Origin of the sequence: Micromonospora sp. NPDC000442, assembly GCF_042898635.1 — a bacterium.
Lineage (GTDB): Bacteria > Actinomycetota > Actinomycetes > Mycobacteriales > Micromonosporaceae > Micromonospora.
In genome coordinates this window covers 81,424-103,694 of sequence record NZ_JBIAYZ010000014.1, presented here as the reverse complement: position 1 = coordinate 103,694, position 22,271 = coordinate 81,424, and the positions used below count along the sequence as shown (strand labels likewise).

The 22,271-nt window shown below is 69.2% G+C and carries 23 protein-coding genes; 11 read left to right on the top strand and 12 right to left on the bottom strand.

Annotated elements, in window-relative coordinates:
* Positions 1–2 precede the first annotated feature (2 nt).
* The 4 genes from ACFY2A_RS21925 (at position 3) to ACFY2A_RS21910 (ending at position 3,758) form a co-directional block, all read left to right on the top strand.
* Complete coding sequence (locus ACFY2A_RS21925; protein WP_387174109.1) at positions 3–491, top strand: hypothetical protein; 489 nt, start codon at positions 3–5, stop codon at positions 489–491.
* Between the two features lie 283 nt (positions 492–774).
* Entirely contained in the window at positions 775–978 is a 204-nt protein-coding gene (locus ACFY2A_RS21920; protein WP_387174107.1) for a hypothetical protein, read from the top strand.
* Positions 979–1,049: 71 nt separating this feature from the next.
* Positions 1,050–1,745 carry a hypothetical protein gene (locus ACFY2A_RS21915; protein WP_387174105.1) on the top strand — a complete coding sequence of 232 codons (696 nt, stop codon included), beginning with the start codon at positions 1,050–1,052 and terminating at the stop codon, positions 1,743–1,745.
* A 192-nt stretch (positions 1,746–1,937) separates the two neighbouring features.
* A complete protein-coding gene (locus tag ACFY2A_RS21910) occupies positions 1,938–3,758 on the top strand; it encodes a BTAD domain-containing putative transcriptional regulator (protein ID WP_387174103.1) in 1,821 nt (606 codons plus the stop codon).
* Between the two features lie 3 nt (positions 3,759–3,761).
* Here the strand turns inward: ACFY2A_RS21910 and ACFY2A_RS21905 are convergent, their stop codons facing one another.
* The 3 genes from ACFY2A_RS21905 to ACFY2A_RS21895 all read right to left on the bottom strand — a co-directional run bounded on the left by ACFY2A_RS21905 (position 3,762) and on the right by ACFY2A_RS21895 (position 5,396).
* Positions 3,762–4,031, bottom strand: a complete 270-nt coding sequence (locus tag ACFY2A_RS21905; protein WP_332907863.1) for a hypothetical protein — start codon at positions 4,029–4,031, stop codon at positions 3,762–3,764.
* 47 nt (positions 4,032–4,078) lie between these two features.
* The gene (locus tag ACFY2A_RS21900) at positions 4,079–4,510 is read right to left on the bottom strand and encodes a hypothetical protein (RefSeq protein WP_363924183.1); all 432 of its coding nucleotides are present in this window, start codon (positions 4,508–4,510) and stop codon (positions 4,079–4,081) included.
* A gap of 190 nt (positions 4,511–4,700) precedes the next feature.
* A complete protein-coding gene (locus tag ACFY2A_RS21895) occupies positions 4,701–5,396 on the bottom strand; it encodes a VOC family protein (protein WP_387174101.1) in 696 nt (231 codons plus the stop codon).
* A gap of 307 nt (positions 5,397–5,703) precedes the next feature.
* Here ACFY2A_RS21895 and ACFY2A_RS21890 point away from each other — a divergent pair, with 307 nt between their 5' ends.
* The 4 genes from ACFY2A_RS21890 to ACFY2A_RS21875 all read left to right on the top strand — a co-directional run bounded on the left by ACFY2A_RS21890 (position 5,704) and on the right by ACFY2A_RS21875 (position 10,122).
* Positions 5,704–6,993: an ABC transporter substrate-binding protein gene (locus ACFY2A_RS21890; RefSeq protein ID WP_387174099.1), complete on the top strand. Its 1,290-nt coding sequence runs from the start codon at positions 5,704–5,706 to the stop codon at positions 6,991–6,993.
* 76 nt (positions 6,994–7,069) lie between these two features.
* Positions 7,070–8,068, top strand: coding sequence for a carbohydrate ABC transporter permease (locus tag ACFY2A_RS21885; RefSeq protein WP_387174097.1), 999 nt, complete (start codon positions 7,070–7,072; stop codon positions 8,066–8,068).
* Between the two features lies 1 nt (position 8,069).
* Positions 8,070–8,903, top strand: coding sequence for a carbohydrate ABC transporter permease (locus ACFY2A_RS21880; RefSeq protein WP_387174095.1), 834 nt, complete (start codon positions 8,070–8,072; stop codon positions 8,901–8,903).
* 10 nt (positions 8,904–8,913) lie between these two features.
* Entirely contained in the window at positions 8,914–10,122 is a 1,209-nt protein-coding gene (locus tag ACFY2A_RS21875; protein ID WP_387174093.1) for an ABC transporter ATP-binding protein, read from the top strand.
* A 69-nt stretch (positions 10,123–10,191) separates the two neighbouring features.
* Here the strand turns inward: ACFY2A_RS21875 and ACFY2A_RS21870 are convergent, their stop codons facing one another.
* The 6 genes from ACFY2A_RS21870 to ACFY2A_RS21845 form a co-directional block, all read right to left on the bottom strand.
* Positions 10,192–11,919: an IlvD/Edd family dehydratase gene (locus ACFY2A_RS21870; protein ID WP_387174091.1), complete on the bottom strand. Its 1,728-nt coding sequence runs from the start codon at positions 11,917–11,919 to the stop codon at positions 10,192–10,194.
* An 85-nt stretch (positions 11,920–12,004) separates the two neighbouring features.
* Positions 12,005–12,889 carry a carbohydrate ABC transporter permease gene (locus tag ACFY2A_RS21865; RefSeq protein WP_387174089.1) on the bottom strand — a complete coding sequence of 295 codons (885 nt, stop codon included), beginning with the start codon at positions 12,887–12,889 and terminating at the stop codon, positions 12,005–12,007.
* Positions 12,889–13,830, bottom strand: a complete 942-nt coding sequence (locus ACFY2A_RS21860; RefSeq protein WP_387174087.1) for a carbohydrate ABC transporter permease — start codon at positions 13,828–13,830, stop codon at positions 12,889–12,891. The genes ACFY2A_RS21865 and ACFY2A_RS21860 overlap by 1 nt, the downstream gene beginning before the upstream one ends.
* Before the next feature lie 76 nt (positions 13,831–13,906).
* On the bottom strand, positions 13,907–15,247 hold the full coding sequence (locus tag ACFY2A_RS21855) for an ABC transporter substrate-binding protein (protein WP_387174085.1): 1,341 nt from the start codon (positions 15,245–15,247) through the stop codon (positions 13,907–13,909).
* Between the two features lie 49 nt (positions 15,248–15,296).
* Positions 15,297–16,820: an aldehyde dehydrogenase (NADP(+)) gene (locus ACFY2A_RS21850; protein ID WP_387174083.1), complete on the bottom strand. Its 1,524-nt coding sequence runs from the start codon at positions 16,818–16,820 to the stop codon at positions 15,297–15,299.
* On the bottom strand, positions 16,817–18,001 hold the full coding sequence (locus ACFY2A_RS21845; RefSeq protein WP_387174081.1) for a fumarylacetoacetate hydrolase family protein: 1,185 nt from the start codon (positions 17,999–18,001) through the stop codon (positions 16,817–16,819). The genes ACFY2A_RS21850 and ACFY2A_RS21845 overlap by 4 nt, the downstream gene beginning before the upstream one ends.
* A gap of 161 nt (positions 18,002–18,162) precedes the next feature.
* On the opposite strand from ACFY2A_RS21845, the gene ACFY2A_RS21840 reads away from it, so the two are divergent.
* Positions 18,163–18,921 carry an IclR family transcriptional regulator gene (locus tag ACFY2A_RS21840; RefSeq protein ID WP_387174079.1) on the top strand — a complete coding sequence of 253 codons (759 nt, stop codon included), beginning with the start codon at positions 18,163–18,165 and terminating at the stop codon, positions 18,919–18,921.
* A gap of 64 nt (positions 18,922–18,985) precedes the next feature.
* Here the strand turns inward: ACFY2A_RS21840 and ACFY2A_RS21835 are convergent, their stop codons facing one another.
* Positions 18,986–19,240 (bottom strand): flavin reductase, encoded by a 255-nt coding sequence (locus ACFY2A_RS21835; protein WP_363924087.1) that lies wholly within the window; start codon positions 19,238–19,240, stop codon positions 18,986–18,988.
* Positions 19,237–19,536, bottom strand: a complete 300-nt coding sequence (locus tag ACFY2A_RS21830; protein WP_387174077.1) for a hypothetical protein — start codon at positions 19,534–19,536, stop codon at positions 19,237–19,239. Before ACFY2A_RS21830 ends, ACFY2A_RS21835 begins: the two co-directional genes overlap by 4 nt.
* Positions 19,537–19,849: 313 nt before the next feature.
* Between ACFY2A_RS21830 and ACFY2A_RS21825 the strand changes: the two genes are divergently transcribed.
* Both ACFY2A_RS21825 and ACFY2A_RS21820 read left to right on the top strand, forming a co-directional pair.
* Positions 19,850–20,650: a helix-turn-helix transcriptional regulator gene (locus ACFY2A_RS21825; protein WP_387174075.1), complete on the top strand. Its 801-nt coding sequence runs from the start codon at positions 19,850–19,852 to the stop codon at positions 20,648–20,650.
* Positions 20,641–20,832, top strand: coding sequence for a DUF397 domain-containing protein (locus ACFY2A_RS21820; RefSeq protein ID WP_387174073.1), 192 nt, complete (start codon positions 20,641–20,643; stop codon positions 20,830–20,832). The genes ACFY2A_RS21825 and ACFY2A_RS21820 overlap by 10 nt, the downstream gene beginning before the upstream one ends.
* Before the next feature lie 262 nt (positions 20,833–21,094).
* Here the strand turns inward: ACFY2A_RS21820 and ACFY2A_RS21815 are convergent, their stop codons facing one another.
* Positions 21,095–22,108, bottom strand: coding sequence for an NAD-dependent epimerase/dehydratase family protein (locus ACFY2A_RS21815; RefSeq protein ID WP_387174071.1), 1,014 nt, complete (start codon positions 22,106–22,108; stop codon positions 21,095–21,097).
* Positions 22,109–22,271 lie beyond the last annotated feature (163 nt).

The following is a 22,271-nucleotide window of genomic DNA, read 5'->3' as shown; positions in this document are numbered from 1 at the left end:
GGATGGTGGAAATGAATACCGGCCGGCTAGCCGCTCTGGTGTTGGCTGTCGTGATGTTGGGTGGGTGCTTCGTCGGGGGTGCTCCTGCTCGTGACGATCGGGCAGACCTAACCGCCGGAGACCTGGTCGGTACCTGGCAGGACGACGCGGGCGATGGTTTGGTTTTCAGGGAAGCCGGAGAATTCTCGGCGACTAATCTGCCCTATGAGGAGTTCGAAGACTTCCAGTCCGCCCTCCCGCAGAACTTCGACCCGGTTCGTGACAAACTGGGCGCGGTGGGGGTCTGGGATACGGCGACATCCCGGGAGGACCCGGATGGTCCCACTAACCGAGTGAAGTTGCATGTCAAGGAATTGGGTGGCCGACAGGTCTCAGTTGGCGCGGAGATGTATGCCGAAATGCGAGACGGGACAATAACCTTGGCGTTCTATGTTGGTGACCCTGACCTGAAGGACAGGAGAATTTACCGGAAGTGCGATACTGCGTGCTGACCTAGGTTGACTTGCGACCTGACAGTTTAGAAATTGTGCCGGAGGTGGCAGTTCAGGCTGCTGCCTCCGGCACGCCGACGACGGCGCAACATCACTGCTCGCGACGTGGAGGCGGTATCGACAGGACAACCGTGCGGGCGACGTCATCCAGCAGTTCCTCGCACCTTACCGACTGTACGAGCCGGATCAGGGCCCGGGGCTGATTCGCTGGGCCTCGGACCAGACCGAGGGCGAGTACTTCTGGCTGGCCGACCGCTCCGTCGAATCCGACCGGTGGCCGGTGGTGGCCCGGAAGGACCCGCTGGAGTCGTGGCACCGGCTGGACATCTCGACCGCTGAGTTCGTCTATCGACTGCTTGCGGATCCGGAGTTCAAGCCCTTCACGGTCGCTGATCCGCCGCGGCGGGCGTTCTTCCTGCCGACCGGACAGACGATCTCAAGCGCTGAGGAGTGGGAGGCCCTCACGAACCCGAACCGGAACAGCTGAACGTCAGCCGCACCCCTTGACGCAGAGGAGGGCGCGGAACATGTGTTGCCCGTAGGCTGGAGGAGGGAATCGTGATCGCTGGGTGTGAGGAATTTCCGCTGATCGACGGTGCGCCGATGCTTCAGGACCCCCTGTTCTGGCCGACCTACCTGTCGGCCACGATGGCGCCCCACCGGGATTCGCTGGTCACCGAGGCTTTCGCGGTTGACGTAGCGGCCTGCTTTGAATACTTCGATCGGCTGACCGACCCTGACGAGTGGCCGGTGTTTCGGATCAGCCTGCGTGATGGATACGAGATCGATCTGGTCTACTGGAACGAGCCGGAAGACAACAGTACGGAGTTTGTTTTGCGTCGATCCGGTCAGAATTCCAAGCTGGATCTGGCAAGTGTGGGAGGGCACGAGTTCCGACCGGGGATGAGTTGGCCAGAGCTCGTAGCCGCCGCCAACCTCTCCGGCGAACCGCATGGGATCGTCGAGCCGCATGCTCGACTGCTGTTGCTGCTACCCGCCTTCGGGGACGCGGACCTGCCGGCCGACGCGAACGGAACGGTGACCGCCGCGTTGAGGAGTTGCGGCGCGGGAGTGGGGGCAGGTGAACTGGCCGCGTATATGCTGCGGCAGCCGGAGAGGTGGCCTCGCTGGCGGTCCAACGTCAACGGTGCCCTGGTGTGCGATGGGCGACGCAGCCGGCGCAACCCGGCGGGACCAGCTGGGCATTCACCCGCCGACCTGCTCGAGATCTCCACGGCGCTAGCCGCAAGCTGATCTATTTGAGAGCGGGCCTGGCCGGCAACGGTGTGTTGGCTAAGCGTTTCCAGCCCGCCAGATCGTTACGCTGACACGCCGTCGTAGCCGATAGACATGCATCACGATTGTCGTCGATCGATGCACCTTGTTGTCGCCTGCGGCCGGCACTTAGCCTGAGCGCGCTCGAAGGCTCAACGGGGGAGCGAAAACATGCAGGTTGACCTCAGGGTACTCGGCCGGATGCAACTGATCGTGGAGGGTGCCACCGTCACGCCGGGATCCGTGAAGCGGCAGGCGGTCCTCGCCGCCCTGGCCCTGGCAGCGAACCGGCCGGTGTCGCTGAACCGTCTCTCCGAAGTGGCCTGGGGCGACGAGCCGCCGCCTTCCGCGGTGGCCAACCTGCGGTCGCACGCGATGAGGCTCCGCAAGGTGCTCGGTGACCGGCTGGTCGCCCGTCCCAACGCGTACGAGCTGTGCCTGGCTGACGAGGAACTGGACGTCGACCGGTTCCACCGGCTGGCCCGTGAGGGCCGGGCGGACCTGGCGGCCGGGCATCACGGCTCGGCGGTCGCCTCGCTGACTGGTGCGCTTGATCTCTGGCGGGGCCGCGCCGGTGACGGACTTCCGTCGGGTCCGGCGTTGGACGGCCACTGGGCCAGCCTGGAGGAGCAGCGTCTTCAGGTGTTCGAGGAGTGGGCGCAGGCGCGCCTGGCCGTCGGCGAGCACGGCGACCTCCTCGGCGATCTGCGGCGCCACCTCGCCGCGCACCCGCTGCGGGAGCGCGCGTGGGGGCAGTTGATGCTCGCCCTCTACCGGTGTGGGGACGTGCCGGCGGCGCTCACCGCGTACCAGGAGGCACGCGCGGCGCTCGACGAACACCTCGGCATCGAGCCGGGGGAGGACCTGATAGCGCTGCACCGGTCGATGCTCGATCGGTCGCCCGATCTGGCGCACGGCGACAGTACCCAGAGCCGGCCGGACGAGAGGTCCCGGCCCGTGACCCCGGCTGCCCTCGTACCCCGGGAACTGCCGGCGGACCTCACGACGTTCGTCGGGCGTACCCGGGAAGTGGCGGACGTGGTGGCGGCCGCGTGCGGTGGCAGGCCGGCCGCCGTGGTCGTCAGCGGGCCGGCCGGCAGCGGAAGGACGGCGGTCGGGGTCCGGGCGGCGCACGCGGTCGCCGCGGAGTTCCCGGAGGGGCAGGTCTTCGTCGACCTCGGTTCCCGGCCGTCGGTGACCTCCGGTGAGGTGCTGGGCCGGGTGCTGCGCGCCCTGGGTGTGCCGGCGGACGAGGTGCCGGAGGATGTGGACGAGCGGGCCGGCTGGTATCGGACGCGGGTCGCAGGCCGGCGGATCCTGCTGGTGCTCGACGGGGTGATCCGGGCGGAACAGGTGCGACCGCTCGTCCCCGCCGGGCCCGGTCCGGCGCTGATCGTCGTGGGGCTGCGGAAACTGTACGGCCTGGACGACGTCCCGTCGGTCGGGTTGCGGCGGCTCACCGACTCCGAGGCGCTGGCGCTGCTGGCGGCTCATGTCGGCGCCGACCGGCTCGAGGCGGAACCCGCCGCCACGGCGAAGCTGATCCGGCTCTGTGCCGGTTCGATGCTGGCCCTGCGGATCGCCGCCGCACGGTTGGCGAGCCGTCCGGACCTGTCGGTCGGCGTCCTGGCGGAGCGGGCGGACGACGGGCGCGGTCGGCTGGACGTCCTGGCGTTCGGTGACCTGTCCGTGCGGGCGAGCCTGGCGACCCGGGTCGCCGCGGTCCGCGCCACGGACGAGGTGACCGGCCGGATCCTCGCCCTGCTCGGGGAGTCACCTGGCGCGTCGGTCGCTCCCGAACAGACCGCAGCGCGGCTCGGCGTCCCTGCCGAGCGCGTCTGGCGGGCCCTGGAGGGCCTGGTCGACGCGCACCTGGTCTACCGGGACGAGCCCCTCGGTTACCGGCTGCCCGCGCTGGTCAGCGACTACGTGGCCGAGCTGGCGGCACGGCCGACGAGGACGGGAGCGCGGGCGAGGCCGGTCGCGGCATGAACCTCAGGTGGCGGCGCCCCGGACGATGGCGACCGCCACCCGGCACAACTCGTCCATGTCGGGCTCGAAACCGGCCGCGATGTCGGGGTGCAGGCCGGCGCGGGTCTCGTCGAGCAGCCGCTGGCAGACCTGCTCCACCGGCTCACCGGCGTAGCTGTCGCGCACCCGGTCGGCGGCCACCTGCAGGGCAGAGGTCAGCTGCTCCTCCAGCGGCCCGCGCAGCTTCTCCTGCACCGGGTCGTGGGGGTCCAGCGTGACGTGCGGCTCCGACATTGGTGCTCCCTTCGTCGGCGGCTGCGGTACCCCACCGCTGCCGTCGGTCAAACCCCGTCCGGTACGGCGGCGACGCGTACCTGGTAGGAGAATTCCTCGGCTGGCTGCTCCAGGTAGGACAGCCGACGGATCTGCTTGTCGTCGTCGTAGAGTGCGACGTCGACAAGCACGCCGAGGTGGGCCAGCCCGATGCTGGAGATCCGCTTCTTGTCCTGCAGCACCGCGCACACCCCACCCAGCAGCGTGCTGGCGTCGGAGGTGCGGTGCCCGGGCGGGCAGCGCAGGGTCAGGTCGATCTCGATCGGGCCGGACAGTGGCGTCCAGCCGGTCTCCTGCGCGGCCGCGCAGGCGGCCTGCAACAGGGCGCGTACCCTCGTCGCCTGCCGGTGCCCGGCGGCGAAGATGGACAGCGCTTCGGTCTTGACCGGTGGCAGGCCGCTCACCTCGAACGTCAGGGTGAGAGCGCGGGTGTCCTGCACCACGGCGGCACCTCCTCGTTGGGGACGATCCTGCCCAACCGGTAACCGGTGAGGGGCTGTTCCCGCGAGAACCAACCGATCGGGCGGGTCGGGGTCGGCCGGTGGCGTATCGACGGCGACGGCGTACGCGCTGGCGGCGGAGCTTGTTAAACGCTAGTCCACCTGACGGTTGCCCGGTAGCACCGGCCGGTCAGTCCCGCGGCGGGAACGCGCAGAACTCGTTGCCCTCCGGGTCGGCCAGCACCCACCAGGACACCGCGTCGTCCGGCTCCCGCAGCAGGGTGGCCCCGGCCCTGATCAGCGCGGACGGCTCCGGGTCGGTCAGGTCGACATCCCAGTGCATCCGGTTCTTGACGCTCTTGCGCTCCGGGACGGGGTCGAAGACCCAGTAGTCCCAGGGGAAGCCGCCCGCGCCGGTGACCGAGGCGTGCCCCTCCTCGCTGACCTGGACCTCGCCGCCGACGACGCCGGCCCACCAGGTGGCCTGGGCGGTGGGGTCGGCGGAGTCCACCACCAGCTCGAACGGGCCCGGCCGGGAGTCGTCGCCCGGGGCGAATGCGCAGAACTGGTTGCCGTCGGGGTCGGCCAGCACCCACCAGCTGATCTCCGAATCCGGCTCGCGGACCAGCCGGGCGCCGGCGTCCAGCAGCGCCGCCGGGTCCGCCTCGGCCAACCGCAGGTCCAGGTGTACGCGAGTCTTGACGGTACGCCGTTCGGGAACCTGGTTGACCCAGATCGAGTCCGCGCTGGCGCCGCCGGACGGGTCGACCCGGGTGTCGCCGTCACCGGTGTCGACAAGTTCGGCGTCGAGAATCCGCGCCCAGAAGGTGCCCAGCGCGTGCGCGTCGGCGGCGTCGAGACAGAGGTCCTTGAAGCGTGCGATCATCCGCCGATCATGCCGGCCGGCACCGACATCCGCCTCCGAAAGGCCGCCGCCTCGATCGTGATCAGCAACATGCCAGGTGTGCCGGTGCGGGCTGATGGCAGGGGCGATGCCGGCGCGTGACGTGGGCCACACATCTTGGTGTTTAGCGCGTGTCTGCCCGGGCAGGTTTCGCGGCTCCACAGGTCGGGCAGTGTTCCAGCCACGAAACGCAGGGGTGCGGAGCAGCAGGTCACACGCCCTGGCCGTCTCGCCGTGCGCCGGGGCACGGAGACCTCCCCGGCTGTTGGCCGAGAACGAGGGGAGGGTCATGAGCGAGCGGAGTGATCCGGTCGGCGGTCGGCGCCGGCCCCGCGTACGGATGGCGGCGACGGCCGCGGCACTGACGTTTGTGGCACCGATGGCCGCGTGCGCCTCCGGCGACGACGGCGGGGTGCCCACGATCAACCTGTACTACCCGCCGGAGCAGAACCTGCAACAGGTGGTCGACCGGTGCAACACCGAGGCCGGCGGGCGGTACCGCATCGTCAACCGGGTGCTGCCCCGGGAGGCAGACGAGCAGCGGGTGCAGATGGTGCGCCGGCTCGCGGCCGAGGACGACGGTATGGACGTGCTCGGCCTCGACGTGACCTGGACCCAGGAGTTCGCCAGCGCGAACTGGATCCGGGAGTGGACCGGGCAGGACCGCGCCGAGGTCGAGGAGGGCACCCTCGAAGGCCCGTTGGAGACCGCTCGTTACGAGGACAAGCTCTACGCCGCGCCGAAGAACACGAACGTCCAGTTGCTGTGGTACCGCAAGGACCTGGTGCCCGAGCCGCCGACCACCTGGGACGAAATGATCTCGACGGCGCAGCGGCTGCGGGACCAGGGCCAGCCGCATCAGGTGCTCACCATGGGTGCCCAGTACGAGGGACTCGTGGTGCTCTACAACACCCTGGTGGCCAGCGCGGGCGGCAACATCCTCAACGACGACGGCACCGAGGCCGTGGTGGACGACGGTGCCGTGCGGGCCCTGGAGGTGCTGCGCGACTTCGCCACCTCCGGGGTGACCTCGCCGTCGTTCAGCAACGCCACCGAGGATCCGGTGCGGCTGGAGTTCCAGAGCGGCAACGGCGCGTTCCAGGTGAACTGGCCGTTCGTCTATCCGGCGATGCAGGAAGCCAACCCGGAGTTGGCGGAGCAGGTCGCCTGGGCCCGGGTGCCCGGGGTCGAGGAGGGCACGCCGGGCCGGGTCACCATTGGCGGCATCAACCTGGCTGTCAGCCGGTACTCGGAGCACCCGGAGGAGTCCTTCGAGGCGGCCAGGTGCCTGCGCAACGCGGAGAACCAGAAGTTCTCCGCGATCAACGACGGGGTGCCGCCGACCATCGAGAGCGTGTACGAGGACCCGGAGATGGACGAGGCGTACCCGATGAAGGAGACCATCCTCGAACAGTTGCGGGACTCGGCGGTGCGACCGCTGACTCCCGCGTACCAGAGCATCTCCACCGTGACCTCGGCGATCCTGTCGCCGCCGGCGGCGATCGACCCGCAGGCGACCGCCGACGAACTGCGCGAGGCCGTCGCCGCCGCCCTGGAGTCGAGGGGAGTCCTCCCGTGAGCGAGCACCGCGAGCGAACCATCGGGCTCAGTGCGCCGGTGCCTCAGGCCGGGCCGGAGCGAAGCGGAGGCACGGCATGAGCGTGAATGCCACCCCGGCCGGCGCGGACGTGGCCGCCGACGGCACCGACAGCCGTAGCGGCCGGCACGCCGCGGTGCCCGCGCAGCGGGACAACCGGCGCGGCAAGGCGCCGCTGAGTGAGAACAAGCGGGCCGAGCGTCGGCTGGGCTGGCTGCTGTGCGCCCCGGCGGCGCTGGTCATGCTGGCGGTGACCGCCTATCCGATCCTGTACTCGGTGTGGCTGTCGTTGCAGCGTTACGACCTGCGGTTCCCCGCCGAGCGGGAGTTCGTCGGGTTGCAGAACTACGCCACCGTGCTGACCAACGAGTTCTGGTGGACGGCGTTCGGGGTGACCATGCTGATCACGGTGGTCACCGTGGCCGTGGAGCTGGTGCTCGGCATGGGCCTCGCGTTGATCATGCATCGTACGTTGGTCGGGCGGGGGATCGTCCGGACCTCCGCGCTGATCCCGTACGGCATCGTCACGGTCGTGGCCGCCTTCTCCTGGCGGTACGCGTGGACGCCGGGCACCGGGTACCTGGCCAACCTGTTCTCCGACGGCGCGCCGCTGACCGAGCGGGCCAGCTCGCTGGCGATCATCATGCTGGCGGAGATCTGGAAGACCACGCCGTTCATGGCGCTGCTGCTGATGGCGGGCCTGGCGCTGGTGCCGGAGGACCTGCTCAAGGCGGCCTCCACCGACGGCGCGACCGCCTGGCAGCGGTTCACCAAGGTGATGCTGCCGGTGATGAAGCCGGCGATCCTGGTGGCGTTGCTGTTCCGCACCCTGGACGCGTTCCGGGTCTTCGACAACATCTACGTGCTCACGTCGGGGGCCAACGAGACCTCGTCGGTGTCGATGATCGCGTACAACAACCTGATCCGGGGCCTGAACCTCGGCATCGGCTCGACGATGTCGGTGCTGATCTTCATCACCGTGGCGATCATCGCGTTCGTCTTCGTGAAGCTGTTCGGTACCGCTGCTCCGGGCAGCGACGACGGAGAGAGGCGCTGACATGGCTGACACCACCACCCGGGCCAAGGTGCGCTGGGGCCTGTTGGACGTCGCCGTGGTCGTGTTCGCGCTGACCCCGGTGCTGTGGATCATGTCGCTGTCGTTCAAGACGCCGGCGACGCTCACCGACGGCAAGTTCATCCCCCGGGAGTGGACGCTTGAGAACTATCGGACGATCTTCGCGACCGACCAGTTCGTCCGAGCGTTGATCAACTCCATCGGCATCGCGTTGATCGCCACCACGATCGCCGTCGTGCTCGGCGCGATGGCCGCGTACGCGATCTCGCGGCTGGACTTCCCCGGCAAGCGGGTGCTGATCGGCGTCTCGCTGCTGATCGCGATGTTCCCGCAGGTGTCGCTGGTTTCGCCGCTGTTCGAGATCGAGCGGCAACTGGGTCTCTTCGACACCTGGCCGGGCCTGATCCTGCCGTACATCACCTTCGCGCTGCCGTTGGCGATCTACACGCTTTCGGCGTTCTTTAAGCAGATCCCGTGGGACCTGGAGAAGGCCGCGAAGATGGACGGCGCCACCCAGGGGCAGGCGTTCCGACGGGTGATCGCCCCGCTGGCCGCGCCGGGACTGTTCACCACGGCCATCCTGGTCTTTATCTTCTGCTGGAACGACTTCCTGTTCGCCATCTCGCTGACCTCCACCGAGCGCTCGCGCACGGTGCCGGTGGCGCTGTCGTTCTTCACCGGCGCCTCGCAGTTCGAGGACCCGACCGGCGCGATCTGCGCCGCCGCCGTGGTGATCACGGTACCGATCATCCTGTTCGTTCTCTTCTTCCAGCGCCGCATCGTCTCCGGCCTGACCTCCGGCGCCGTCAAGGGATAGGTGACTACTCGTGGCTGACATCGTGCTCGACAAGGTGAGCAAGAAGTTCCCGGACGGCACCACGGCGGTGCGGGACGTCGACCTGGAGATCGCCGACGGCGAGTTCGTCATCCTGGTCGGCCCCTCCGGCTGCGGCAAGTCCACCACCCTCAACATGATCGCCGGGCTGGAGGACATCAGCTCCGGTGAGCTGCGCATCGGCGGGCAGCGGGTCAACGACAAGGCCCCCCGCGATCGGGACATCGCCATGGTGTTCCAGTCGTACGCGCTCTACCCGAACATGACGGTGCGGGAGAACATGGCGTTCCCGCTGCGGCTGGCCAAGCTCGACAAGGAAACGATCAACCAGAAGGTCGACGAGGCGGCGAAGGTCCTGGAGCTGACGCCGCTGCTGGACCGTAAGCCGGCCAACCTCTCCGGCGGGCAGCGGCAGCGGGTGGCGATGGGCCGGGCGATCGTCCGGCAGCCCAAGGCGTTCCTGATGGACGAGCCGCTGTCCAACCTGGACGCCAAGCTGCGGGTGCAGATGCGTACCGTGGTGTCCCGGTTGCAGAAGCAGCTCGGCACCACCACCGTCTACGTCACCCACGACCAGACCGAGGCGATGACCCTCGGCGACCGCGTGGTGATCATGCGGGGTGGTGCGGTGCAGCAGGTCGGTCCGCCGCAGGAGCTGTACGACCACCCGAACAACCTCTTCGTGGCCGGGTTCATCGGCTCACCGTCGATGAACTTCCTGACCGCCAAGGTCGAGGAGGGCACGCTGCGTACCGCCCTGGGTGATGTGCCGATCGGCGACCGGATCCGCCGCGAGCTGGAGGGCGCCGACGCCTCTCGGGAGCTGATCCTCGGCATCCGTCCGGAACACTTCGAGGACGCCGAGCTGATCGACGAGGAGACCCGCCGTCGGGGCATGGAGTTCACCGCCCCGGTGGACATCGTCGAGTCCATGGGCTCGGACAAGTACGTCTACCTGAGCGTCGAGGGGGAACGGGCCACCTCCGCCGAGTTGGAGGAGTTGGCCGCCGACGCGGGCGCGGCCGACTTCAGCGGCGCCGGGTCGAACTTGGTCACCCGGCTGTCGGCGGAGTCGACCGTCACCGAGGGGGAGGACCGGCGGGTCTGGTTCAATCTGGAGAAGATCCACCTGTTCGACCCGTCCGACGGCCGTAACCTCACCCTGCACGAGGGCCGCGCCGCCGGCACCCTCGCCGACTGACCTGCCGCGATGACCACTGGGTACATCTGTTGTCGTCCCGGCGACAACAGATGTACCCAGGTGCCCGGGTCAGTGGGAGTGCCGAGGCACCGCACTGCCGCTGCCACCGACGAGGAAGTCCAGGTCTGCGCCCTTGTCGGCCTGCTGGACGTGCTCGCTGTACAGCCGCACCCATCCTCGGTCGGCCACCGGTCGCGGCGGCTGCCAGGCGGAGCGGCGTTGGGCGAGTTCGACCTCGTCGACAAGTAGGTCCAGGCGGCGCGTCGGGACGTCGAGGCGGATCGGATCGCCGGTGCGTACCAGCGCGAGGGGGCCGCCCACCGCCGCCTCCGGCGCCGCGTGCAGGACACAGGTGCCGTACCCGGTGCCGCTCATCCGGGCGTCGGAGATCCGCACCATGTCCGTGATGCCGGCGGCGAGCAACCGTCGTGGCATCGGCACGTTGCCCACCTCGGGGAAGCCCGGGTAGCCGCGCGGTCCGGCGTTGCGCACCACGATGACCGTGTCGGGTGTGACGTCGAGATCCGGGTCGTCGGCGGCGACGGCGTACTCCTCGATCCGGTCGAAGACGAGCGCCGGCCCGGTGTGTGTGAGCAGGTGCGCCGAGGCGGCGGAGACCTTCAGCACCGCCCCGGACGGCGCGAGTGATCCACGCAGCACGACGGTGCCCGATCCGGCGGGTTGGAAGGGCTCGGCCAGGGTGCCGATGACCTGTCGGTTCCAGCACTGGACACCGCTGATGTTGTCGGCGACGCTCTTTCCGCTGACCGTGATCTGGTCCAGGTGCAGCAGCGGGGCGATCTCCGTCATCACCGCCGGCACGCCGCCCGCGTAGGCGAAGTCCTCCATCAGGTACGTGCCGGAGGGCATCAGGTTGACAAGCATTGGCACGTCGGTGGTGAGGGTGTCGAAATCCTCAAGCGACAGGGGGACACCGACGCGTCCGGCGATCGCGAGCAGGTGTACGACGGCATTGGTGGAGCCACCGATCGCGGCGTTGACCCGGATGGCGTTCTCGAACGCCTGGCGGGTGAGCACCGTGGACAGCCGCTGGTCCTGCTCGACCATTGCGACGATGCGGCGTCCGGCGGCGTGCGCGAGCGCGTACCGTCGGGAGTCGACCGCCGGGACCGCGGCGGCCGCGGGCAGTTGGACGCCCAAGGCCTCGGTCACGCAGGCCATCGTGGAGGCGGTGCCCATGGTCATGCAGTGACCTCGGCTCCGGGACATGCAGACCTCCGCCTCCGCGCAGTCGGCCACGGTCATCCGGCCGGCCCGCAGTTCCTCGGTGAAGCGCCAGACGGCGGTGCCCGAGCCGATGTCCTGGCCGCGGAACTTGCCGTTGAGCATCGGCCCGCCGGTGATCAACAGGGTTGGCAGGTCGACGCTTGCCGCACCCATCAGCAGGCCGGGAGTGGTCTTGTCGCAGCCGGAGAGGAGGACCACGCCGTCGAGGGGGTTGGCCCTGATCAGTTCCTCCGCCTCCATCGCGAGCAGGTTGCGGTAGAGCATGGTGGTGGGGCGCATGAGGGGTTCGCCGAGGCTCATCGCGGGGAATTCCAGCGGCAGGCCGCCGCTCTCCCAGATTCCTCGCTTGACGGATTCGGCCAGTTCGCGCAGGTGGGCGTTGCACGGGGTCAGCTCCGACCAGGTGGTGGCGATGCCGATCACCGGGCGACCGTCGAAGACGTCGTCGGCGAACCCCTGGTTGCGCATCCAGGATCGATGAATGAACCCGTTGCGCCCGTCGGCACCGAACCACTGGCTGCTGCGCAACGGTCGACTCGTCATCGACATCGGCACACCTTCCTGTCAACGGTCTGGCCGCGACGTGCGCGGCGGTCAAGGGGCAAGCTGTTGATCAGTTGGCGGCGGCGGTGACCTACCTGAGGCCTCCGACGGACAGCCCGCCGCGCCAGTGTCGTTGGAGGCTGAAGAACGCGATGATCAGTGGAACGACCGACACGAGGGAGCCCAGGATGATCAGGCTCCACAGGGAGGTGCCGCCCGCGTTGTTCGCGGAGGCGACCCCCTGCCAGAGGCCGAGGCCGACGGTGACGGGGAAGAGCCGGTTGTCGGAGAGCATGGCCAGCGGCAGGAAGTAGTTGTTCCAGGACGCGACGGCGGACAGGAGGAGGACGGTGACCACCGCGGGGCGCATCAGCGGAAGGGCGATCTGGAGAAAGGTACGTATCTCTCCCGCGCCGTCGGCCCGCGCCGCGTCCAGGATCTCGTCGGGGACCGCGTCGCGCGCGTACACGTGCATCAGGTAGACGCCGAACGGATTGAGCAGCGAGGGGAGAATCACCGCCCAGACCGTGTTCGTCAGGCCGAGCCGGGCGAACATGATGAAGGTCGGGATGACCAGGGCGGTGGCCGGCACCATCAGTGCGCCGAGCACGACGGCGAAGCTGAAGCGCCGGGCGGCGAAGCGGTACTTGGCGAACCCGTAGCCGGCCATGACCGCCAGGACGGTGGCGCCGATGCCGCCGGCGAGCGCGTACAACGTGGAGTTCAGCAGCCACCGGAGGTAGATGCCCCCGTCGTAGGTGAACAACTGTCTGAGGTTGCCGAGGTAGTCGACCTGTTCGGCGAACCAGAGGGTGTTGCCGCCGCCGAACAGGCCCGGCGCGTCCTTCGAGCTGTTGACGACGACCCACCAGAACGGTACGAGGAAGTAGATCACCAGGAAGCCGAGCAGAATCTGCAGCGGAAGGTGGCGCTGCGCTCGGCCGGGGCCTGCGCTGACGCTTGTGTGCTCGGCCATCAGAGGAAGCTCCTCCGCTTGCGGGTGAGGAACAGGAAGGCGTAGACGCAGATGAAGACGACGCCGCCGAGGGCGAACGAGATCGCCGACCCGTAGTTGAAGTTGGCCAGTCCGAACGCCTGCTGGTAGGCGTACATGTTGGGCGTGAAGTCCGACCCGATGGTGCCCGCCGCGAGGTATCGCAGGATCTGCGGTTCGTTGAAGAACTGCAGGGTGCCGATGAGCGAGAAGACCAGGATCAGGATCAGGGCGGGCGCGATCAGCGGAATCTTGATCCGCCGGGCGACCTGCCATCGTCCGGCCCCGTCCATGCGGGCGGCCTCGTACAGGGTGGGGTCGATGCCCTGTAAGGCCGCGTACAGGATGATCATGTAGTAGCCGGCCCACTGCCAGGTGACGATGTTGAGCAGGCCGTAGAAGATCAGGTTGCTGCTGAGGAAGTCGGGTGCCGTGGCGCCGAAGAACCCGAAGACGTCGGTGAGCGGGCCGAAGCTCCTGCTGTACAGGAAGCCCCACATCACGGCCCCGATGACCGTGGGGATCGCGTACGGCAGGAAGATCATGAGGCGGGAGAAGCGGGTGAACAGCGAGGTCACCGCGTCCAGGATGAGCGCCATGGCCAGCGCGACGCCGATCTGGACCGGAATGGCGACGAGCGCGAAGCGGATGACGAACCACGCACCGGACAGGAAGCTCGGGTCGGTGAACGCCTTCACGTAGTTGTCGAACAGGACGAAGCTGGTGCCACCGATCAGCTTCTTCTGGAACAGGCTGAGGTACAGCGCGTACGCCAGTGGGGCGATGAGGAAGGCGAGGAAGACGACCCCGAACGGCCCGACGAACAGCCACCCCGTCAGGTGCTCACGACGGTGGATCTTGCCGCGGATCTTGCGCTTCTCATCATGAGTACGCGGTGCGCGCTTCTCGGTCAACGATGTCATCTCGGGCTCCGGGACGAGGGCCGCTGGGGGCGAGGGTGGGCCGGCCGGGGGAGGACGGCGCGGCCCACCCGGTCGGTCACTGGACGGTGAACCCTTGTTCAGTGGCGTGCTTCGTCACGTCCTCCTGGAGCCGGTCGGCAGCCTGCGAACCGGTGATGGAGCCGGCGCTCATCTCGCTGATCTGCTTGGTCATGGCATCGAAGTAGTACTGGCCGAAGGGGCTGTAGACGACGCCCTGGTAGGCGTTGGCGGCGGGGACGTACACCTCCTTGTTCGCCTGCTGGCCGTCGAAGAACGCCACCTTGAGATCGACGAACTCGGGATTGTTGAGCGCGGTCAGGTTGAGCGGGAAGATGATCTGGTTGGTCCAGCCGTCGGTGAGCGACTCCTCGTCGGCGTAGAGGCCGTAGGCTGCCTTGGCCGCGAGGTCCGGCTTCTTGGACTGGCTGGTGACCGAGAAGGCCGACCCGCCCCAGTTCACCTGGACCGGGTTGTTCGAATCCCACTGCGGCAGCGGCGCCACCGCGAACGTGCCGGTGTCCTGTCCCTGACCGACACCCGCGCCGGTCAGGTAACCCGGTGCCCAGGCGGCCGAGATGTAGGTCGCGTAGTTGCCGTTGATGACCCCCGAGATGTACTCCGGGGTGAACTGGTCCTGCGTCCCGACCAGGCCCTTGCGGACCAGGCCACCCCAGTAGTCCAGGACGTCCTTGGATGCCTGGTCGTTCAGCCGCACCCCGATCGATTCCGGCTGGGCGGGATCGTAGGTGAACGGGGCAGCGCCCTTCTGAATCTGTAGCGCCATCATCAGCGCCGGGACGTTCGCGCCGAGGTCACCGAAGAGCGGTCCGCCGGCGTCCTTCACCTTCTGCGCGGCCTGCTCGTACTCGGCCCAGGTCTGCGGCGGGGTGATGCCGTACTTGTCGAAGATGTCCTTGCGGTAGATCATCGCCAGCGGGCCGCCGTCGACCGGTACGCCGTAGACCGCGTCGCCGACCGAGACGTCCTTCCAGGCGCCGTCGCCGTAGTTGGCCCGGACCGCGTCGAGGCCGTACCCGCTGATGTCGACGAGCGCGTTCTGGATCTGGAAGGTCGGGATCCGGTCCATCTCGACCATGATCACGTCGGGTGCGCCGGTGCCCGCCGAGATGGCCGTCTGGAACTTGTCGTACTGGTCGCCGCCCTGCCCGACGTTGGTCCAGCAGACCTGCACCTCGTCGTTGGTCTTGTTGAAGTTGTCCACGACCAGTTGCATGTTGGGATACCAGGCCCACATCGTGACAACCGGCAGGTCCGGCTTGGTGATCGTGTTCGTACAGTTGCTCGCGTCGCCTCCGCCTTCGTCGGAGGAGCAGGCGACCAGGCCGCTCGCGGCGGCGAGCATCGCTACCGTGGCGAGTGTTCGTCTCGTCTTCATTGACGTGGTTCCCTTCGGCTCGCGGTGCACGAGGTTCCAAGCGTCGACATCACGGCTGGGGATCGATCCCTGGCACCCACCTCCCGTCGACTCGGCGGGGGATGGCGGTGTACTCGTCTCGCAGTTCCTCGGGGAGGATCCATTCCGGGGCGTTCTGCCACGCCAGCGGGCGCAGGAACCGTCGGATCGACGTGGCGCCCACCGAGGTGTGCACGGCATTCGTCGACGGCCAGGGCCCACCGTGGTGCTGCGCCCACGACACCCGGACACCGGTGGGATAGCCGTCGAAGACGATGCGACCCGAGCGGGCGGCGAGGCCGTCCACCAACGTGCGTACGGCATCGGTGTCATCGCCCGGTCCGCTGTGGATGGAGCCGGTGAGCGACGGCGGCACGGTCGCCAGCGCGGCGTCGAGCTCGGCGACGTCGCGGTAGCGGACCACGACCATGAGCGGGCCGAAGCACTCGTCGGCGATCTCGGCGGTCAGGCCCGGCAGGTCGACCTCCAGGAGCATCGGTGCCACCGTGAAACCCGCGCCAGCGTCGATCCGGGGCCGCGCCGAGAGGCGAGCGCCGGCCTTCTCCAACGCGATCGCCCCGCTCTCGTACGCATCCCGGATGCGCTGGTTCAACAGGACCATCCCGCCAGCGGCGGCGACCTTTGCCCGGAGCGTGTCGACCAGCCGGTCGCCGCCCGGGTCCGCCGGGAGGAACGCCAGCCCGGGTTTGGTGCAGAGCTGACCGCTCGAGGCGGTGAAGGAGGCGAACAGCCCGTCGGCGATCTGGTCTCCCCGCCCGGCAGCGGCGTCGGGCAGCACGACGATCGGGTTCACGCTGCTCAACTCGGCGTACAACGGAATGGGGTCGGCGCGTTCGTCGATGGCCGCCTGGATGGCGCGGGCGGCACCGACGGAGCCGGTCAGGGCGGCCGCCCGGATCGTCGGCTGGCGCACCAGCCAACGGCCGGCCTGCTCCCCGTACACGGCCGCGATCACACCGTCGGGCCCACCCAGGTCGCCCACGGCCGACCCGATCGCGTCGGCGGAGGCACGCGATGTCAGCGGATGGGACGGGTGGGCCTTCACGACCGTGGGACACCCGGCGGCCAGCGCCGAAGCGGTGTCGCCGCCGGCGACCGAGAAGGCGAACGGGAAGTTGCTGGCGCCGAAGACGGCCACCGGCCCGAGGGGTACGAGCATCCGCCGGAGGTCCGGGCCGGGCCCGAGTGGCGTGTCGGCGGCGTGGTCGATGGCCGCCTCCAGGTACCCACCGTCGCGCAGCACATCCGCGAACATCCGGAACTGGATCGCCGCCCGGGTGAGTTCCGAGTCGAGTCGCGCCTGACTCAGCCCGGTCTCCGCCTCCGCGGCCGCGACCAGGTCCCCGCGACGGGATTCCAGGGAGGTGGCGACCGCGTCCAGCAGTTGCGCCCGGCCGAGCCTGCCCAGGTCGAACAGCCACTGTGCCGCCCGGGACGCCTGGCCGGCGATCGTCGCCACGCCAGGCTCGTCCGTCTCGGTGAGATCGGTCGGGTGATGTCGGCCGTCGCGCGGATCGGTGGTGGTGACGTTCACAGCAGTTCTCTCCTCGCCAGATTGCTCATGAGATCGCGGACGCCGAACCGCCAGGGTTCGCACTGCTCGGCGTGCCGCACCCGGTTGACCAGGGTGCCGAGCGCCGGGCAGCTGATCCGCACCACGTCGTCGACCTTGTGGGTGAAGCCCTCACCGGGGCGTTCGCGGTCCTGGGTGGGGGCGAACATGGTGCCGAGCATCAGCACAGCGCCGTCGGGATACTGGTGATGGGGGCCGATCAACTGCCGCACCAGCGCCGCCGGCTCGCGTGACATCCGGGCCATTTCCGAGGTTGCCGCCAGGCGGAAGTCGTCCACCCCGTGGACCTGGAGAGCCACCTCGAGTTCGCGTACCCGACTGAGCGGAAACCGCTCGTCGAACAGCCGGATCAACGGACCGAGGGCGCACGAGGCGTTGTTGTCCTTCGCCAGGGGGAGCAGGAGCGCCGAGCGACCCTCGACATCCCGCAGGTTGACGTCATTGCCCAGGGTGGCGCCGACGATCCGGCCGCTGGACTGGACGATCAGTGCGACCTCGGGTTCCGGGTTGTTCCAGGTGGACGCGGCGAGCACGCCGACCGGGACGGCGGTGCCGACGGCGGAGAGGGGCTGACCCTTGGTGAATATCTCGGCGTCCGGCCCGATCCCCACCTCCAGGTACTGACTCCAGATGCCCTCCGCGATCAGTGCGGTCTTGAGCCGTTCCGCCGCTGCCGAGCCGGGGACCAGGCTGTGCAGGTCGGCCTCGATGTCGGCGAGCATCCGGCGACGGATGTCCGCCGCGCGGGTCAGGTCTCCCCGGGCCCGTTCCTCGATGACCCGTTCGATCATCGAGACGGGAAAGGTCACGCCAGCGGCCTTGAGCGCTTGCAGGTCGACCGGTGCGAGCAGCCAGGGCCGGCTTCGGTCACGGTTGGTGGCGCCGGTGTTGGCCAGTAGCTCGTCGAAGCCGCCGACCCGCGGCCCGTCCAACCCGGCCACCGTCCTGGCGGGGTCCGGCAGCTCGCAGATGTCCCGGACGGTCGGGAACCGGTGACTGACGTCGATGACCTCGCCGTCGCGGACGGTCACGGGTGAGGGGCCGTCGACGGACGGGTCCCAGATCCGGCCGATGAGGACGCTGTGGTCGACGTCGTCCGGCAACGCCTCAGCGGCACTTCCGAACCAGGGCTCCTTGCGCATCGTCGCTCCCCTGCAACAGGTCAGAGTCGCCGAGCTGAAATCTGCAACGATCGTAGCGCTATGTGCAACGGTGTCAATAGTGGGTTGCAGCTGGAGCGGACTACATTGCATATGATGCAACCGGGGCCGTCGGGGTCACTGTGCGGAGGGAGCACACCACCTTGTCGCAATCGATTCGCCGTGCGGTCGACCTGATCCGTCGCGCCGCGGAGCATCCGCTGTCACTCACCGAGGCGGCGGAGGTCCTGGGGGTCCACAAGTCCACCGCCCTGCGGATCCTCCAGACGCTCGAATCAGCGCGCTTCGTCCGCCGCACCGGTGCCGGGACCTACGTGCTCGGCAGCGGCATCATCGAACTGTCGGAACTCGCCCTGGGCTCGATGGACCTGCGCCAGTTCGCAGCCGCGCCGCTGCGCGCGCTCCAGCGCGAGACCGGCCACACCGTGCACCTGGCACAGTTGACCGGCGACGAGATCATCTACATCGACAAGGTCGACAGTCCGGCCTTCGACGCCGTCAAGCTGCCGTCGCGGATCGGGCGCGCGGTCTCGATCTACGCGAGCGCCGTCGGCAAGATCATTCTGGCGTACCTGCCCACGGAGGAACGCGACCGACTCCTCTCCCACGTCGTCTTCGAACGATTCACCCCCACCACGTACGCCGACCGCGAGTCGCTCGAAGCCGAACTCGTCCGCATCCGGGAACAGGGCTGGGCCGTCGACAACGGCGAACACGACACGTACGTCATGTGCGTGGCGGCGCCGATCAGGGACTCGCGCGGGCGGGTCATCGCCGCCGCCTCGATGACCGCGATCGAGGTCATCGCGAGCCTCGACAAGCTGAAGGACAGCCTTCCCCTGCTGCTCGACACCGCGACCCAGATCTCCGGCGAACTCGGCCACACCCCCGACGTCGACTGAGCCCAGGCGGCGGAGCCCGCCCCGGGCGCGCGTCGGGGGAGTGCGCGGACCCGGGGCGGGCGGCTCATCTGGACCGGACCGGCACCCAGTCGGTGAACCGCCGGTGCAGGTCGACAGGCGGCCCGCCGCCGTTCAGCCCGGCGAGCTGCTCGGCGGCCTCCTCGCGCACCGTCACGAGATAGACCATCAGGCCCGGCATGTTGTCCCGGTACTCGGCGAGCAGGCGCAGTTTCGCCGAGGAACAGGGCCAGGCGATCCCGCAGGCCCGGCAGCGCCAGGTGGGACGGGACGGCACATGCTCATCCGGCCCGGTGCTCATCCGCGTGTCCGCGCGGCGCGGGAGCGGGGCGGGGGCCGCCGCGCGGCGTAGGGGACCGGTGCCACGTTGACCGGGCGCATCCCCTGCGGCATCACGAACAACTGCCGCTTCTCCGTCGCGTCGCCGTGCCGGTCGAGCTGATAGCAGTCGACCCAGGTCCAGCCGTACGGCGGGTTTCGGTCGATTAGCTCGCGGATCACCCGCACCAGGATCGGGTTGGCGAACTGCGGGGAGGTCTCCCGGTCCAGGAGGTACACGCCGGGGCAGACCCGAGGCGTGCCGTCCTCTCGCGTCACCCGACACGGCGACGGTCGAGCCGGGCCGGCCAGCGGGACGCGGGTACGGCGGTGGTGGGCTTCGGAACGGGCACGGCTGGCCTCCTCAGTCGACACGGAGTTGGGGGAGGGCCGCCCGAGAGTGCTCGCCCGTCGGGCGGCCCCGTGCTGGTCCCGCCGGCGGGCTGTGCCACGCCCACGGTTCCGCTGGTGACACTCTGATATGCGGGCCGTTACTCTCGGAAGGTGCTTCCGGCGTCCGGGCTGAGCTGGCGAAACGGCCGCTGACCTGGTGGCGACGTGGGTAGTTGACCTTCATTGTGGGGAGCCATGAATGCGTGACATGCCAGAGCCCGTGGCGTCCTTCATCGTGGGCGAGATCCGCCGGGCGCGGGGCGCAGCCGGCATGACGCAAGAGGCATTCGGTCGGGGCGCAGGCTTCAGTGCCTCCCACGTCAGCGCCGTTGAAGGCGGCACTCGGGCATTGACCTTGGACTTCGCCCGAGGCGCCGACCGCGCGCTGGGCAACGGTGGCCTGTTCGAGCGCCTGGCGATGAAGCTCGGCACACCGTCCTGGTTCCTGCCATGGCTCGACGCCGAGCGCGGTGCGACGCAGCTCCGCTACTTCGAGCCCAACCTGATCCCGGGCCTGTTGCAGAGCGAGGCATACGCTCACGCCGTCCTGCGGCTCGACCCCCGCCTGACCGACGGCGAGGTGGATCGCCGGGTTGCCGGTCGGCTCGAACGGCAAGCCATCCTCACGCGGGAGTCTCCACCCCAACTCGTCGTTGTCGTCGATGAGGGTGCGATCCGGCGCGCGGGCGACGGGGCCGAGAAAATGATGGCCGGGCAGCTCTCGCACCTTGTAGCTTGCGCGGAGCGACCCAACATCAGCATCCACGTCGTTCCGGCCGACGTTGGCCTTCACGCCGGGTTGTCCGGCCCGCTGTCCCTGGCACACATGCCGGACGGCAGTTGGATCGGGCACCTCGAAAGCCAGCTAGGCGGCGATGTCGTGGACCGCACAGCCGACCTCGATACGCTCTTCGAGCGGTGGGAGAGCGTTCGTACCGAGGCCCTACCCCGGCGACAGTCCCTGGACCTCCTCAAGGAAGTGGCGAATCGATGGACCTGAACGGTGCGCGGTGGCGCAAGACGACCCGTAGCGGCACCAGCGGCGGCAACTGCGTTGAGGTTGCCGACAATCTTCCCGGCGTCGTCGGTGTCCGCGACTCGAAGGACCCGACCGGCCCGGCGCTGGCCTTTGCCCCGTCCGCGTGGCGCGCGTTCGTCGCTCAGGTCACCGATCGGGCCTGACCCAGACACGCGACAACGCCCGCCCCTTCGCAGGGCGGGCGCTTTGCGTTGGCAGCGCGACACGCCGACATGGCACAGCGCTGTGAGCAACCGTTGGGAACACACACGGCCTCGCGCCGGGAGGTACGTCGCTCGCCGGTGACGCCCGCCGGGCCGCCTACAACTACGGGGATGTTGCTGCCTCGCGGTGGCTTGACACGACAACATCCCTGATGTTGTCGCTCCTCGGCCAGCTACAGCGTCGGTTGTCCGGCAGCAGCCCTCAGCAGGCTGACCGAGGGCCGCTCGACCGGGCCAGGGCGTCGAGCAGCTCGGCCTCTCGGCCGGCGCTCAGACCGGCGCGTCGGTCGCGGTGCAGCCCCGCCTCGCGCTCCCAGGCGAGGGTGTCCGCCAGCAGATCCGAGCGCGGCCGGTGGCGCAGCCCGGCGTCGACCGCCGCCGCGCCGCTGCGCGCCGACCAGCCGGACCAGCCCGGTTCGACAAGCCACATCGGCAGCGACTCCGGGCCCATGTACTGGGCCACGCCCTGGGCCACCAGCCAGTCGGCGTCGACGTCGACCACCGGGCCGGTGTGCCCGCCGACGGCGCGGCACCGGGCGACCCATTCACCGAAGTGCACCACCGGCCCGACCGCGTTGAACGTGCCGACGGTGCCGGCCGTTGCGCTGTCCAGCAGCCAGGCGGCCAGATCGCGCACGTCGACCACCTGGGTCGGCAGGTCGGGGGTGCGGGGTACCAGCATGGGTGCCTCGGGGTCGCGGGCGGCACGGGCGACCCAGTAGCCGGAGCGATCGGTGTGGTCGCCGGGGCCGCCGATCAGCCCGGCGCGGGCCACCAGCAGCCGTTCTCCCACCTCGCTGGCGGAGAGCTGCTCGCAGGCCACCTTGGCTTCGCCGTACTCCTCACGGTCGACCTCGTCGCGGACCGCAGCCGGCAGGGTGGCCGCCGACTCGTCGGCGCCGGGCGTGTCGTGGCTGGCGTAGGCGCTGACCGACGAGACGTAACTCCAGTGCCGGGCCCGGTCGCCAAGCGCGCGCAGGGCCTGCCGGACGAAGCCCGGCTGCCACGACACCTCGATGACGGCATCCCAGTCACGGTCACGCAGCGCGTCGTACGCCGTCGGGTCGCTGCGGTCCGCGCGGACGAGAACCGCGCCGTCCGGCACCGCCCCGCTCTCCCCACGGGCCAGGCAGGTGACGGAATGTCCCCGAGCGACGGCCTGCCGGGCCACCTCTTGCCCCAGCCACGCCGTCCCGCCCAGCACCAGTGTCTGCATGGTGCCCAGCCAAGCAGCGGTGGCGCGACGTAGCCAACGGACTCTGCCGTAGGCAGAACACGAGGCCGACGGCGCGGCCCGGCGTTGACCTTTGCCCCGTCCGCGTAGCGCGCGTTCGTCGCTCACCGGGCCGCCCGCAACTACCGGGATGTTGCTGCCTCGC